Annotated in this window: 11 protein-coding genes and 1 tRNA gene; 9 read left to right on the forward strand and 3 right to left on the reverse strand. The window is 72.2% G+C overall.

Annotated elements, in window-relative coordinates:
* The first annotated feature begins 1 nt into the window (after position 1).
* The gene (locus ACU4ZT_RS05395) at positions 2–1,504 is read left to right on the forward strand and encodes a sensor histidine kinase (RefSeq protein WP_063071331.1); all 1,503 of its coding nucleotides are present in this window, start codon (positions 2–4) and stop codon (positions 1,502–1,504) included.
* Between the two features lie 93 nt (positions 1,505–1,597).
* Here the strand turns inward: ACU4ZT_RS05395 and ACU4ZT_RS05400 are convergent, their stop codons facing one another.
* Positions 1,598–1,846, reverse strand: coding sequence for a WhiB family transcriptional regulator (locus tag ACU4ZT_RS05400; protein WP_012037746.1), 249 nt, complete (start codon positions 1,844–1,846; stop codon positions 1,598–1,600).
* 246 nt (positions 1,847–2,092) lie between these two features.
* Here ACU4ZT_RS05400 and ACU4ZT_RS05405 point away from each other — a divergent pair, with 246 nt between their 5' ends.
* Positions 2,093–2,524, forward strand: coding sequence for a hypothetical protein (locus ACU4ZT_RS05405; protein ID WP_063071332.1), 432 nt, complete (start codon positions 2,093–2,095; stop codon positions 2,522–2,524).
* A gap of 27 nt (positions 2,525–2,551) precedes the next feature.
* On the opposite strand, the gene bcp is transcribed toward ACU4ZT_RS05405, so the two are convergent.
* On the reverse strand, positions 2,552–3,031 hold the full coding sequence (gene bcp / locus ACU4ZT_RS05410; protein ID WP_063071333.1) for a thioredoxin-dependent thiol peroxidase: 480 nt from the start codon (positions 3,029–3,031) through the stop codon (positions 2,552–2,554).
* Between the two features lie 152 nt (positions 3,032–3,183).
* Between bcp and ACU4ZT_RS05415 the strand changes: the two genes are divergently transcribed.
* The 6 genes from ACU4ZT_RS05415 to ACU4ZT_RS05440 all read left to right on the forward strand — a co-directional run bounded on the left by ACU4ZT_RS05415 (position 3,184) and on the right by ACU4ZT_RS05440 (position 11,847).
* A tRNA-Lys gene (locus tag ACU4ZT_RS05415) sits at positions 3,184–3,259 on the forward strand.
* A 478-nt stretch (positions 3,260–3,737) separates the two neighbouring features.
* Positions 3,738–9,116 carry a discoidin domain-containing protein gene (locus ACU4ZT_RS05420; RefSeq protein ID WP_445338256.1) on the forward strand — a complete coding sequence of 1,793 codons (5,379 nt, stop codon included), beginning with the start codon at positions 3,738–3,740 and terminating at the stop codon, positions 9,114–9,116.
* Between the two features lie 260 nt (positions 9,117–9,376).
* On the forward strand, positions 9,377–9,871 hold the full coding sequence (locus ACU4ZT_RS05425; RefSeq protein WP_012298114.1) for a CarD family transcriptional regulator: 495 nt from the start codon (positions 9,377–9,379) through the stop codon (positions 9,869–9,871).
* A gap of 157 nt (positions 9,872–10,028) precedes the next feature.
* The gene (locus ACU4ZT_RS05430) at positions 10,029–10,259 is read left to right on the forward strand and encodes a hypothetical protein (RefSeq protein ID WP_445338258.1); all 231 of its coding nucleotides are present in this window, start codon (positions 10,029–10,031) and stop codon (positions 10,257–10,259) included.
* Between the two features lie 158 nt (positions 10,260–10,417).
* Complete coding sequence (locus ACU4ZT_RS05435) at positions 10,418–11,221, forward strand: HNH endonuclease family protein (RefSeq protein ID WP_445338260.1); 804 nt, start codon at positions 10,418–10,420, stop codon at positions 11,219–11,221.
* A gap of 143 nt (positions 11,222–11,364) precedes the next feature.
* The gene (locus ACU4ZT_RS05440; protein WP_414748184.1) at positions 11,365–11,847 is read left to right on the forward strand and encodes a hypothetical protein; all 483 of its coding nucleotides are present in this window, start codon (positions 11,365–11,367) and stop codon (positions 11,845–11,847) included.
* 10 nt (positions 11,848–11,857) lie between these two features.
* Here ACU4ZT_RS05440 and ACU4ZT_RS05445 read toward each other — a convergent pair whose 3' ends face one another.
* Positions 11,858–13,390, reverse strand: coding sequence for an amino acid permease (locus tag ACU4ZT_RS05445; RefSeq protein WP_414748183.1), 1,533 nt, complete (start codon positions 13,388–13,390; stop codon positions 11,858–11,860).
* Between the two features lie 96 nt (positions 13,391–13,486).
* Here ACU4ZT_RS05445 and ACU4ZT_RS05450 point away from each other — a divergent pair, with 96 nt between their 5' ends.
* Positions 13,487–14,050 carry a hypothetical protein gene (locus ACU4ZT_RS05450; RefSeq protein WP_445338263.1) on the forward strand — a complete coding sequence of 188 codons (564 nt, stop codon included), beginning with the start codon at positions 13,487–13,489 and terminating at the stop codon, positions 14,048–14,050.
* The last annotated feature ends 2 nt before the right edge of the window (positions 14,051–14,052 follow it).

Below are 14,052 nucleotides of genomic sequence, written 5' to 3' on the forward strand. Positions count from 1 at the left end.
CGTGTCCACGCTCAGCGATCTCGTGCATGCCCAGGGTCTCTCCTCCGACGCCGACGTCGAGTGGCTGCACCTGCTCGTCGGGGACTGGCAGCTCCTGGCCGATCTCGCCTTCGCGGACATCGTGCTCTGGGTCCCGACCGTGAGCGGCAGCTTCGTCGCGGTGGCGCACGCCCGTCCGTCCAGCTCCGCGACCCTCTTCTACCGGGACTTCGTGGGCCAGCCCATCAAGGCGGAGTGGCGCAAGCAGGTGACCGACGCGCACGAGAGCGCGCGCATCATCGACTCCTCCGCCCCGGACTGGTACGAGGAGACGCCCACGCGCGTGCGGGCCGTGCCCGTCTTGCGCCGCCTGGCGCAGGGGAGCCCCGAGACGACCGAGACCCCCATCGCGGTCATCACCCGGCACACGAACCTCAGCGAGACGCGCACGCCGAGCCGCCAGGAGCTCACCTTCAACGAGTGCGCGAACGACCTCTTCGCGATGATCGCCGACGGCGACTTCCCGGACCTCGGCTCACCGACGGGACCGCGCCGCGGAGCCCCGCGCGCCTCCGACGGCCTGCTCCGGCTGGACGTCGACGGCATCACGACCTTCGCCAGCCCGAACGCGCTGAGCGCCTTCAACCGCATGGGCTTCTCGGAGGAGCTGGAGGGGGAGTCCCTGGCCGACGCGACGTCGAGCCTCCTGACCGGCAAGCGGCTCACGGTGGACGAGTCGCTGCCGCTCATCGTGGCCGGTCGTGCCCCCTGGCGCACCGACATCGAGTCGCGCGGCGTGACGGTGTCCCTCCGGGCCATCCCCATCCGCAGCCACGGCGAGCGGGTCGGCGCCGTCGTGCTCTGCCGGGACGTGACGGAGCTCCGGCACCAGGAGCGCGAGCTCATCACGAAGGACGCGACGATCCGCGAGATCCACCACCGCGTGAAGAACAACCTGCAGACCGTGGCCAGCCTGCTCCGGATCCAAGCCCGGCGTTCGCACACCGAGGAGGCGCGCGAGGCGCTCGGTCACGCCCAGCGTCGGGTCGGCGCCATCGCGGTCGTCCACGACACGCTCAGCGAGGGCCTCAACCAGAACGTGGACTTCGACGCGGTCTTCGACCGGGTGCTGCTGCTGATCGCCGAGGTCGCCTCGGCGCACAACACGCGCGTGCACCCGCAGATCCTCGGCCGCTTCGGGATCCTGCCGAGCGCCTACGCGACCCCGCTCGCCCTCGCGCTCACGGAGCTCGTCACGAACGCGGTCGAGCACGGGCTCGCGGGGCGCACGGGAGAGGTGGCGATCGAGGCGGCGCGCACCGAGGAGACGCTGACGGTGAGCGTGCGCGACGACGGGGTGGGCCTGCCGGAGGGCAAGGTCGGCACCGGCCTCGGCACCCAGATCGTGCGCACGCTGATCCAGGGCGAGCTCGGCGGCACGATCGACTGGCACACGCTCATGGGCAGCGGCACCGAGGTGACCATCGAGGTCCCGCTGCGCTGGCTCGCGCCCGCCATGTCCTGAGCCGCGGGACGCGCCCCCGGGCGGCGCCGGGACGACGAGAGCCGGGCCGCCCCTCGGGCTGCCCGGCTCTCGTCGGTCGTGCGGTGGATCGGATCAGCTGGCGCGGCGTGCGCGCGCGGCGCGGCGCTTGAGCGCGCGGCGCTCGTCCTCGCTGAGGCCGCCCCAGACGCCCGAGTCCTGACCGGTCTCGAGGGCGTACTGCAGGCACATCTCGGTGACGGAGCAGCGGCCGCAGACGGCCTTGGCCTTGTCGATCTGGTCGACGGCCGGTCCGGTGTTCCCCACGGGGAAGAACAGCTCGGGGTCCACAGTCAGGCAGGCTGCCTTGTCACGCCAATCCATAGGGGTGCTCCTCAGGTCGTTACTCGTTGCGCGGCTGATCAGCCGTGTGATGGGGGATGGGGCGAGGCGTCCGGGATCGGCATCGGGACGGGGCACGTGGCCCCTCCTCGTGAGATGCTCAGCTTCAGGAATGCGTTCCTTGTAAGCTCGGTTCCGGATCTGCTCACCACCCTGTGAACGAACTCGACCTGGAATATCGTCGCATAGAGCCAACGATCAATCAATAGCTTTGTATGGGAACGTGCTGTGACCGGAACCGGTGATGCCCTCGATCCGCGCGACGCCGAACCGGCCGTCCCGAGATCCCCTGCCGTGGTGCTGCTGGCGGTGCTGATCGGACTCGAGGCGCTCGCCATGGCCGGGGTCACGGCGCTCCTCGTGGTCGACCTGCTGACCTCGACGCCGTCCTCCCTCGCCAGCGCCGTGGCGCTCATCGCCCTGGCGGCCCTCGCCGCGGTGTTCCTCGCCGCCGTCGTGCGGGGGATCCTGCAGGGGCGGAGCTGGGTCCGCCCCGCGGCCGTGACCTGGCAGGTGCTGCAGATCGCCGTGGGCGTGGGCAGCCTCCAGGGCGCCGACGCCCGTCAGGACCTGGGATGGGGCCTCATCGTCCCCTCGGCGGTCGTGCTGGTCCTGCTGTTCACGCGCTCCGTGATGCACGCCACGCGCCGTCGCTACTGAAGCCACGGCACGCAGCGCCCTCGGGCCTCAGGCGTCGACGCCGAGCTTCTTCCGCAGTGACGCGACGTGCCCCGTGGCCTTCACGTTGTACAGGGGGAGCGCGACGTTCCCGTCGCCGTCGACGACGATCGTGGAGCGGATCACGCCCGTGACCTTCTTGCCGTAGAGCGACTTCTCGCCGTACGCGGCATAGGCGCGGTGCACCTCGAGATCGGGGTCGGAGAGCAGCGTGAAGCCGAGGCCCTGCTCCTCCCGGAATCGCGCGAGGTCCTCCTGCGGGTCCTTGGAGATGCCGAGCACGCGGTAGCCGGCGCCCTGGAGGGAGTCCATGCTGTCGCGGAAGTCGCAGGCCTGCGTGGTGCATCCGGGCGTGCCGGCCGCGGGATAGAAGTAGACGATGACGTCCTGGCCGCGGAGGTCGGACAGGGTGACGGGCGCGCCGTCCTGGTCGGGCAGGGTGAAGTCGGGGGCGGGCTGCCCCTTCTCGAGGCGGGTGGTCTCGGACATGGGGGAGCCTCTCGTTCGCGGGGTCGGCCTCCATGCTAGGGCCGTGAGCCGGACCCCGATCCCAGTGTCCACGGCCTCGATTGGCGTGCGCCCGCGACGTGGTGCTAGTGTCATCTCTCGGTCCGGTACCCCGTTCGACAGGGTCCTCACCTGCACCTCTAGCTCAATTGGCAGAGCAACTGACTCTTAATCAGTGGGTTCTCGGTTCAAGTCCGAGGGGGTGCACCACCAGATCCATCGGGGTCGTCGCTCCTCGGGCCTCCCACCCCGGATCTCCCGGACGCGATCGTCGTCGCCGAAAGGCTCCGACACGCCGCGGCCGGAGCGACCTGCGCCGGGCGCGAACGCTCGGACCGCGGGGCGCTGATCGGCGCGACCTGTGACGGGGGCGGCGTGGGCGTCGCCGCACGCGGTGCAGGCCGACCTGCGACGCGGATCGGTCCACCGGGCGTCGTCGCCGACGTGCGCGCAGCGAGCGACTCGCTGGCTTCAGCCCCGTTCTGGGCAGGGACGACTCTATTTCCTAGCTAATAGAATTAATTCGGCATCGACGTGCGGTCGAGCGAGATGGATCGGGGCGGAGGGGGCGAAGCCTCCTGCGACCCATGACGCCATGCACGCTGCGCTCCGTCACGACGGCGCCGGGCCGTGCGCACCCGCTCTCGCGTCCCTCCCCGCCGCTCCTCCGACGTTCCGAGAGAGAACGATGATCCGACCCTCCTCGCCGCTGCGCCTCCGCGCCTGCGCCGCAGTCGTCACCGTGGCCATGGCCGCGCTCACCCTCACCGTCGCGAGCCCCGCAGCGCCGGCTGCCACGGCTGCCGTCGTAGCGGACCCCGGCGCGTCGACGCCCGTGCCGGTGGGCGCCGGCTCCTACGCAGCGGCGCCTCCGAAGTCGCTCGACCGTCCGGGGCACGACGTGACCGCGGTGGTGGACAAGGAGCTGCACATCGATCCGTCGATGCGCGGCGAGCCGGTCCCGACCAACGAGTGGTGGTCGGATCTCCTCGTGAGCCGGTTCTCCGGCAACCTCTGGGCTGACCCGTTCGTCGTGTCGAACACCGAGCGGGGCACCCGCATCGCGTACCCCACCGAGTGGAACGACCAGGGCACCGCCATGCTCGACGACTCGGCGATCCAGGTGCAGGGAAGCGTGCCGCCGCAGCCCGACCCCTCGGACATCGACATGGCGGGCTTCGAGGACGCGACCCTCCCCGCGGGCTGGACCTCGACCGGCGACGCGTTCGACACCCCGACGGCGGGGACGGCCGCGGGCCAGACCGCCGTCGAGGGGTACCTCGGGAAGGGGCTCGTCAACTCGTTCACCTCCGAGAAGGGCGACGGCGCCATGGGCACGCTCACCTCGCCCGAGTTCACCGTGGACCGCGACTTCATCGGCCTCTTGGTGGGCGGCGGGGCCCACCCCGGGCGCACCGAAGCGCGCCTCGTCATCGAGGGCGAGACGGTCGCGTCGGCGACCGGCGAGCAGTCGGAGAGACTGCGCTGGGTCACCTGGGACGTCACGGCGCACGCCGGGCAGAGGGCGACCATCCAGATCGTCGACGACATGCCGGCCGGGTGGGCGCACGTGCTCGTCGACCAGATCGTCCGCACCGACGTGCCGGAGGGCCTCGGAGACCGCTTCGGCACCTCGTTCCGCGCCACGCAGGCCGACGCGCTCCGCTGGGGGGACTGGAACGTGAGCTGGCGGATGCCCCAGTCCGCGACCCGGTACATGGACGTCACCCTCGCCCGCGGCACGCCGTACACCTGGTTCGAGTTCGAGGGCGTCGAGCCCCGGATCTCCGTGGGCGCCGATGCCACGTTCGCCGCGGCGGACGGCACGCCGCTGCGGTTCCCCGCGACGGTCGACGCCTTCACGATCACGCAGGACGACCGCGCCTTCGGCGTGCACGCGCCCCACGGCAGCTCGTTCGACCTGTCGGGTGACACGATCGAGGCCACCCTCGCCGCGGACCACCTCGTGGTCAGCGCCCTCCCGGCGACCGGCGCCGACCTCGACGACATGTCGGCGCACGCGTTCGCGGTCCCGCGCGACACGACGATGGAATACGAGTACAGCGTCGAGCGCGGCGAGGTGGTCGAGACCTACGCGATCGAGACCGAGGCGCTGCAGGGCACCGACCTCGACACCGTCCAGGGCTGGCTGCCCCACACCTACAACAGCACGACCACGAACATCGACTTCGCGCCGGCGACCTACGCGACACCGCGCGGGCTCATGAGGACGGCGGTCGGGCACGGCGGCTGGGAGGTCACCCACCCCTTCACCGGGATCACGCCGGTGGCTCCCGCGCCGCAGCAGACCGGGCGCGCCCATGACTACGACGTGGCCGTGATGCAGGACTTCGTGCGCGGCTACGCCGAACGCACCCAGTACGGCGGCGACACCTACTGGGGCGGCAAGGACGTCCTGCAGCTCGCCGAGTACATGACGATGGCGAAGCAGATCGGGGACACCGCGTCGTACGAGAAGCTCAAGGCCTCGCTCACGACGGCGCTCGACGACTGGTTCACCTACGCGCCCGGCGAGGACGAGCGGTTCTTCGCGCGGTACGCCACCTGGAAGGCCCTGATCGGATTCGGCGACTCCTACGGATCGCACGAGTTCACCGACAACCACTTCCACTACGGCTACTTCACCCTCGCCGCCGGCCTCCTCGCGTTCGAGGACCCCGCGTGGGCGGCCGAGTACGGCCCCATGGCCACCCTTGTGGCCAAGCAGTACGCGAACTGGGACAGGGACGACGAGGACTTCCCGTACCTGCGCACGTTCGACGTGTTCGAGGGCCACTCCTACGCCGGCGGCTACAGCTCCGGCGGCGGCAACAACCAGGAGTCGAGCTCCGAGGCGATCCAGTCGTGGGCCGGCCTCTTCCTGCTCGGGTCGGCGCTCGGCGACACCGAGATGCAGGCGACCGGCGCGATGGGCTACGTCACCGAGCGCGCCGCGGTCATGGACTACTACCTCGACTACAACGGGAACCCGGACGCCGCGCACGGCACGGGCGTCGGGGTGTTCCCCGAGGCGTACGCGCACAGCACCACGGGCATCCTCGGGGACTCCGGACAGGCATTCGCCACCTACTTCAGCGGCGACCCGGCGTGGATCCACGGCATCCAGTGGATGCCGACGGGACCGTGGCTGAACTACCTCGGCTGGGACCGCGGCTTCTCGAACAGCCTGCTCGACGACATGTTCGACGAGCGCGCCCCGATCAACGGCCGGTGGGCGGAGGACGAGATCGAGGGCCTGCTCGGCCTCGCGGCCAAGCAGGCCGCGGGCACCGGCACCTGGTACGGCGGTGTCGTCACGAAGAACCCCACCGACTCGGTGAACACGCTGAAGGACGTCGTCCGCAAGGCGTACCTCAACAACCCGGCGTACACGAGCGCGGAGGTGGCGGCCAATCCGCTCTTCGACGCCGCGACCGGTGAGCTGTACTTCACGGTCGACGCGGAGGACCGCCCGGTCTTCCCCGACGAGCACTGGACGCCGGGATCGCTCCCGGCCGGATTCGCTCCCGCGACGCCGCCGGCGGGCGACCCCGACGCGGATCCGGAGGGGTGGGCGAAGGGCTGGGAGCTCTTCGACTACCTCTCGACCGCCTACGAGGTCGACCCCGACGTGCAGGAGCGGCTGCACGCCTACGACGTGTCCGGCTACGAGAGCGGCGTCGACACCGCGCAGGCCGCCGGCGTGTACAGCCGCATGGGCGACGCGCTCGGCAACGTGGTGCTCGGCATGACGGCGCAGAGCGACCCCGACTTCTACGCCGACATGCACGCGGAGCTGTCGAAGACGGGCGACCCCGTCGTCACGAGCGACTCGATGGCCGGCGCGGTCTACTACAACGCCATGGCCAACCGCTCGCTCGGCAGCGAGGTGCTGACCCGCCACGTGGCGAACCCGACGAGCCAGGTGTACTACGACGCGGCGACGAAGGCGTACAGCTACGCGGTGTTCAACGGCACTGACGCGCAGGCCGGCTACGACGTCTACGACGGCGACGCGGTGATCGGCACCATCCAGGTGCCCGCGCGCACCATGGTGCAGCACCACCTCGACGCCGAGCTCGACCGCATCGTCGTCACGGCGCCGGACTCCGCGAAGACGGTGCAGCGCGGCGACTCGCTCCGCCTCACCGCGGTCGGCTACGACCAGTACGGCGCGACCATCCCGATGGACGACCTGCGGTGGAGCGTGGACGGCGGCGGCGCCATCGACGCCGACGGCACGTTCACGGCCACGGAGGACGCGGATCCGCTCACCGTCACCGCCGCCTCCGGGGCGACGACGGCCGACTACGAGCTCCGCGTGGCACCTCGTCCCGTGCTGTCGGCCCTCGCGGTGTCGCCGGAGTTCGTGCGCGTCACGGAGGGCGGCACCGCGCCGTTCTCCGCGACCGGCCTCGACCAGTACGGCGACCCGATCGGGATCGGTCCGATCAGCTGGGAGACCACGGCCGACGCGAGCGTCGATGCCGCGGGCGTCCTCAGCGCCCGCGCCGCGGGCGCCGGCTACGTCCGCGCCTCGGCGGACGGCGCATCCGGGACGTCGGTCGTCGCGGTGATTCCGCCCGGCGTCGACATCGCGCAGGGCAAGCCGGTCGCGGCGTCGACCTCCGACGGCGCCAACACGGCGGAGGCGGCGGTCGACGGATCGTCCGGCACGCGCTGGGAGAGCGCGCACGGCGCGGGCGAGCAGTGGCTGCGCGTCGACCTCGGCGCCTCGCACGACATCTCGTCCGTGCACGTCGGCTGGGAGACCGCGGCGGCCGCGGAGTACGAGATCCAGCTCGCGGACGACGCGGACGGTCCGTGGAGGACCGTGGCGACGGAGTCCAAGTCCGCCGCCACGGCCGACGACGTGGCGGTGGAGGCCACCGGACGGTACGTGCGGATCCTCGGGCTCGAGCGCCTGACCGACTACGGCTACTCGATCTGGGACCTCGGCGTGACCGGGACCCCGTCGGCTTCCGCGATCGACACCACCGAGCTCCTGGTCACCCCGCAGGACGCCACGGTCGTGAGCGGGCGCGACGTCGTGTTCGCCGCGTGGGCGTTCGACGACGCGGGCAACGGCGGCCGGACCGCCGGATCGTTCGCGGCGGAGGGCGGCACGATCGCCGCCGACGGCACGTACACCGCGGGCGCGACCGCCGGGGCGTTCCCGGTCACCGCCGAGTCCGACGGCGTCCGCGGCTCGTCGACCGTGACGGTGCGTGCGAACGGAGCCGCGGGACCGGGACAGCCCGAGACCCCGACCCCGGGGGCTCTCGCCGACGTCGCGTACGGCAAGGCCGTCACGGCGTCGTCCACCGAGAACGCGGGCACCCCCGCCGAGTTCGCGGTCGACACCTCGCCGGCCTCGCGCTGGTCGAGCGCGGCCACCGACGACGCCTGGATCGAGGTCGACCTCGGCACCGTGGCGTCGATCGCGCGCATCGACCTCGAGTGGGAGGCCGCGTACGGGGCCGGGTACCTGCTGCAGACGCGCGCCGCGGCCGGCGACGAGTGGGAGACGGTCGTCACGGAGTCGGCCGGCGACGGCGGGCGCGACAGCCACGCCGTGGACGCCCGCGCGCGCTTCGTGCGGATGACGGGCGTCGAGCGGGCCACGCCGTACGGCTACTCGCTGTTCGGCCTCTCGGTGTGGTCCGCCGACGGCACCGTGGTCGCCCGGAACCTCGCCGAGGGGGCGCAGGTCAGCGCCACGAGCGAGGCGGCTCCGGGGACGAGGGCCGGGAACGCGGTCGACGGCGACCCCTCCTCGCGGTGGGCGAGCGAGGCGAGCGACGACCAGTCGATCACCGTCGACCTCGGACGGGCGTCAGGCGTCGCGTCGGTCGCCGTGCGATGGGAGGCCGCCTACGCCTCGGAGTACCTGATCCAGGGCGCGACGACCGCGGAGGGCCCGTTCACGACGCTCGCCACGGAGAGGGCGGGAGCGGGCGGGACCGAGACGTTCGACGTGCAGGGCGAGCACCGCTTCATCCGCGTCCAGGGCGTCGAGCGCGCGACGCCGTACGGCTACTCGATCCACGAGATCGTGGTCCGCTAGGGCGAGGCGAGGGGGCGCGCCCGACCTCCGCCGACCGCGTCGGAGGCCGGGGGAGAACCGTGAGAGAATACGTCTCGGACCATCACCGCGGACGCCCCTGGCGGAGCGCCGCGGCGGCCGGTGATCTCGGTGCACCGGCCACGCTCCATGGCATCGCCTCCTGGCACGGCCATGGTGCGCGACGTCGGCGCCCACGCGGCCTGCATGCGCGTGCGCGACATCTCCGGCACACATCTCGAGGGATCGAAGGACAGCACTACATGATTTTCGAAGTAGGGGAGACCGTCGTGTACCCCCACCACGGCGCAGCCACGATCACCGCGGTCAAGACCCGCACCATCAAGGGGGTCGACAAGAAGTACATCACCCTCCAGATCCACCAGAGCGAGCTGGTCATCGACGTGCCCGTCGACAACGCCGAGCTCGTCGGGCTGCGCGACGTGATCGACAGCTCCGGCGTGGAGGCCGTCTTCGACGTGCTCCGCGGCGACGTCGAGGAGGAGGCCGGCAACTGGTCGCGCCGCTTCAAGGCCAACACCGAGAAGATGGGCTCCGGCGACGTCCGGCGCGTCAGCGAGGTCGTGCGCGACCTCTGGCGCCGCGACCAGGACTCGGGCGTCTCGGCCGGCGAGAAGCGCATGCTGGCCAAGGCCCGGCAGATCCTCGTCTCGGAGCTCGCGCTCGCGCAGAAGTCCACCGATGAGGAGGCGTCCGTCGTCCTCGACGGCGTCCTCGCGCAGAGCATCTCCGCCTGACCTGACCTGACGCGCCCGCGGGCGCGCATCCGCCGACGGGCGGTCCCTCCAGCGCGAGGGGCCGCCCGTCGGCGCATCCGGAGGGCCGTCCGGTCGCGTCGGTGGCCGTATCCCGCCGGGCCCGTCAGCCGGCCGGGCACCGGCGTAGGGTGCGAGCATGCGCGATCACCCGGAACGACCCGACCACGACGGCCCCCTCGAGCAGAACCCCCTGCAGCCGGCCGGGCGCGGGCTCAAGGTGTGGATCTTCGCCATCGCCGCGCTCGTCGTCGTCGCCATCGTCGCCTTCGCCCTCGTGCGCCTCGCGACCGCCGGGCAGAACACGCCCGGCCCGTCGTCGCTCGGCGAGCTCGTGGGGATCGCCGCGGCGGCACGCGCCCTCATCTGATCCTTCGGCCGGCGGACGCCGGAGCGGTGCGGGGACGCCGTGGCCGAGTGCGCACGCCGCCCCCTCCCCAGCCGTCGCCGGAGCGCCGCCTCCTCGAGGTGCCCGCGTGGTCCGCCGCCTCGTCCTGCGTCCGGTATCCCGGCACGTGAGGGGGAGCCATGGACGAGCGCGGCGGACGCGGCAGGCGGCGGGGGACGCCCATCGCACGACTCGCGTCCCGGGTGGACGCGCTCCGCGTGCTGCTCGGGGGCGTCGCCGTGGTGATCGTCGCGGTCTCGGTGGTCGTCGGAGCGCGGGAGGCCTCGGACGGGCCGGACGGCGGCGGGCCGCTGTCCGCGGAGGTGCGTGACGGCGCGGTGGTGGGGGTGCTCGCGCGCTCGGGTCTCGTCCGGGACGGGCGGATCGACGTGGACGCGGTGCGCGCCATGACCGACGCGCTCGCCCCCGACGCCCGGGCCCGGGATCCGCGCTACGACCGCGACGCCTTCGGCCCGGCCTGGGCGGACGCCGACGGGAACGGGTGCGACCAGCGGGACGACGTGCTCGCGCGCGACCTCGTCGGCGTCGTGCTCGCCGCCGACGACGCGTGCACGGTCGTCGCCGGGCACCTGGACGACGTGTACACCGGGCACGGCATCGACTTCGTCCGCGGCGCCCGCACGAGCGCTGCCGTGCAGATCGACCACTTCGTGCCGCTCTCCTGGGCATGGCGGCACGGCGCGTGGGCGTGGTCCGACGCACGCCGCGAGCGCCTGGCGACCGATCTCGACGAGTTGCAGGCGGTGGACGGCCCGACGAACCAGGACAAGTCCGACCAGGGTCCTGCCACGTGGCTCCCGCCCGACCCGGCGTACCGGTGCCTCTACGTCACGAGGTTCGCCTTCGTGGTGAGCAGGTACCGGCTGGGCATCGACGACGCGGACCGGGCCGCCATCGACCGCGTCCTCGGCGAGTGCACGTGAGACGCCCGGTGCCCGTCGTGATGCGGCCCGATCGCCGCGCCCCGTCCGGGTGGGCCGTCGGTGCTGACGCGTACGCTCGGACCGACGCGGCCGGGCGTCGCCCCGGCCGTCCGGTCGGCGGCGGGCGACCCGAGGGGATCCGCATGTGGAGCAAGCAGAGCGGCGACGCGAGCGGCGCCATCGGCCCCGTGCCGGAGCACCCGCACGCGCATCCCGTGCGCGGCGCGTGGCTCGTGCGCGTGGGGGACGGACCGGCGCTCGGCTGGGTGCTCCGGCACCGGGCCGACCTCGCCGATCCGTTCTCCTACGAGGTCTACGCCTGCGGGCTCGGGGACGACGGGCTCCGGGTCTGGGTGGCGCGGCGCGACTCGCTCAACGCGGCCGTGGCGTGGATCGTGCAGCACGACCGCGAGCTGCTGGCGTTCGGCGGACGGCTCCGTCCGGATCCCGCGCAGCCGCTCGGGATCGGTGCGGATCCGCCGGTCGGTGCACGTCCGGCGCTCCACGGCGACGGGACGGACGGCGACCGGACGGTTGCCGGGTCGCGTGCGGTCGCCGTGCCGCGCTCCCGGGACGACGACGCCGCCGCCCCCTCATCCGGGGACGGCGGCGTCGGGCCGCGCTGAGCGGCGCGGGTCAGCGCTTGCGCTGGTTCGCGGCGTCGCGCCCGGTGATGGGGAACGGGCCGGTGATGCCCTCGCGGAGGCGGGCGATCTCGAGGATCCGGTCGCGCTGCAGGTACCAGCCGACGATCAGCAGCGGGATGATGATCACGAGCGACGCGACCGTGAGGGTGCCGATCGGCCAGTCGATCGCCATCAGCACGAGCACGCTCACGAGGAACGCGAGCGTGAGCCACGAGGTGACGGGTGCGCCCGGGAGGCGGAACGTCGGCTCCTTGGCCTTGCCCTGCTTCGCCCAGGTGCGCAGGCGCATCTGGCACAGGATGATCGTGCCCCAGCCCGCCACGATGCCGAGGGCGGCGACGTTCAGCACGATCTCGAAGGCCTGCTTCGGCACCAGGAAGTTGAGCCCGACGCCGAGCAGGGTGATGGAGCCGGTGAGGAGGATCCCGCCGAACGGCACCCCGCCCTTCGTCATCACGGTCGTGAACTTCGGCGCAGAGCCCGCCATGCCCATCGAGTGCAGCACGCGGCCGGTGCTGTAGAGACCGGCGTTGAGGCTCGACATCGCGGCGGTGAGGACCACGAAGTTCATCACGGAGCCCGCGATGGCGCCGACCTGGGGCGAGCCGAGGCTGGAGAAGAACGTGACGAAGGGGCTCTGATCGGCGCTGTACGCCGTGTACGGGAGCAGCAGCGAGAGGAGCACCACGGATCCGACGTAGAAGATCGCGATGCGGAAGACGACCGAGTTGATGGCGCGGGGGATGACCTTCTCCACGTCCTGGGTCTCGCCGCTGGCGGTGCCGACGAGCTCGATCGCGGCGTAGGCGAACACGACGCCCTGCACGACGAGCACGACCGGGACGAGGCCCTTCGGGAAGACGCCGCCGTTCTGCTGCAGCACGGTCCAGCCGGTCTGCACCTCGGCGCCGCCGACCGTGACGGGGAAGCTCCACGCGAGCCAGACGATGCCGACGATGAGGAACACCACGAGGGCGGCGACCTTCACGAGCGCGAACCAGAACTCCATCTCGCCGAAGACCTTGACGGCGACGAGGTTGAGCATGAGGACGATCACGAGGGCGATGAGGGCGAGCAGCCACTGCGGCGCCGCCGTGAACGCGGACCAGTAGTGCATGTAGAGCGCGACGGCCGTGACGTCGACGATGGCGGTGGTCGCCCAGTTGAGGAAGTACATCCAGCCGGCGGCGTAGGCGAACTTCTCGCCGTAGAACTCGCGGGCGTAGGAGATGAACGAGCCGGAGCTCGGACGGTGCAGCACGAGCTCGCCGAGCGCGCGGAGGATGAAGAAGGCGAAGACGCCGCAGATGAGGAACACGATCGCCAGGGCGGGGCCCGCGGAGGCCAGGCGGCCGCCGGCGCCGAGGAACAGGCCCGTGCCGATCGCGCCGCCGATGGCGATCATCTGCAGCTGGCGGGGCTTGAGGCCGTGCTGGTAGCCCTCCTGCTCGTGGCTGAAGTCCTGCGCCACGAACTCCGGATCGGGCGGGACGGTGCTGCGGTCGCTCTCGCTTCGTGTCATCCGAATACGGTAGTGGTCCGGGGCATTCGCCCTGACACCCGCGTCGACCGACTTCCGCGGGGAACATCACCTGTGATAGACGCCGGGGAGGCGCGCATGCCACGCACACACGGATCCTGGCGGCGGATGCGGTCGCGGACGGCGGCGCTCGCCGCGGTCGTGGGCGTGCTGCTCGTCGCCGGATGCACGGCTGATCCCGGACCGCAGGGCGCCGCGACCCCGTCCGTCCTCCCCACCGCCCCCGCCGACGGCGGCGGGGCGTCCGGGACCCCGGCCCCGGATCCGACCGTGACGCGCGCGCCCGGGCCGCCCACCGAGGCCGAGCTCGCCACCTGCTCCACGCTCGCGCAGGTGCTGCCCGACTCCACGAAGCTCGTGCAGGCGCTCGGCGACGGGAATCCGGTCGACCCGACCATCCTCGATCGGGTGAAGCAGGGCGACGCGTCGCTCGCGGGCATGGCGCCGGAGAACATGAAGCCGCTCGTCTCCGCGTTCTCGACCATCGTCGACGAGCTCGACGCGCTCCGCACGGGCGCCGACACGGACGGCGCCTCGCTCGACACCGGGCAGTACCTGCGCGCGACGAGCGCGTTCCTCGACTACTGCCTCGACGACGTCGGCTACGTGCCGCCGACGGCGTCGCCGACGCCCGCGCCCTAGCG

This window comes from Clavibacter davisi, assembly GCF_052751415.1.

Bases quoted from the DNA above. Each gene is read 5' to 3' on its own strand.
- ACU4ZT_RS05400 (WP_012037746.1), bottom strand. From the start codon at position 1,846: ATGGATTGGCGTGACAAGGCAGCCTGCCTGACTGTGGACCCCGAGCTG.
- bcp (WP_063071333.1), bottom strand. From the start codon at position 3,031: ATGTCCGAGACCACCCGCCTCGAGAAGGGGCAGCCCGCCCCCGACTTC.
- ACU4ZT_RS05420 (WP_445338256.1), top strand. From the start codon at position 3,738: ATGATCCGACCCTCCTCGCCGCTGCGCCTCCGCGCCTGCGCCGCAGTC.
- ACU4ZT_RS05425 (WP_012298114.1), top strand. From the start codon at position 9,377: ATGATTTTCGAAGTAGGGGAGACCGTCGTGTACCCCCACCACGGCGCA.
- ACU4ZT_RS05430 (WP_445338258.1), top strand. From the start codon at position 10,029: ATGCGCGATCACCCGGAACGACCCGACCACGACGGCCCCCTCGAGCAG.
- ACU4ZT_RS05435 (WP_445338260.1), top strand. From the start codon at position 10,418: ATGGACGAGCGCGGCGGACGCGGCAGGCGGCGGGGGACGCCCATCGCA.
- ACU4ZT_RS05440 (WP_414748184.1), top strand. From the start codon at position 11,365: ATGTGGAGCAAGCAGAGCGGCGACGCGAGCGGCGCCATCGGCCCCGTG.
- ACU4ZT_RS05445 (WP_414748183.1), bottom strand. From the start codon at position 13,390: ATGACACGAAGCGAGAGCGACCGCAGCACCGTCCCGCCCGATCCGGAG.
- ACU4ZT_RS05450 (WP_445338263.1), top strand. From the start codon at position 13,487: ATGCCACGCACACACGGATCCTGGCGGCGGATGCGGTCGCGGACGGCG.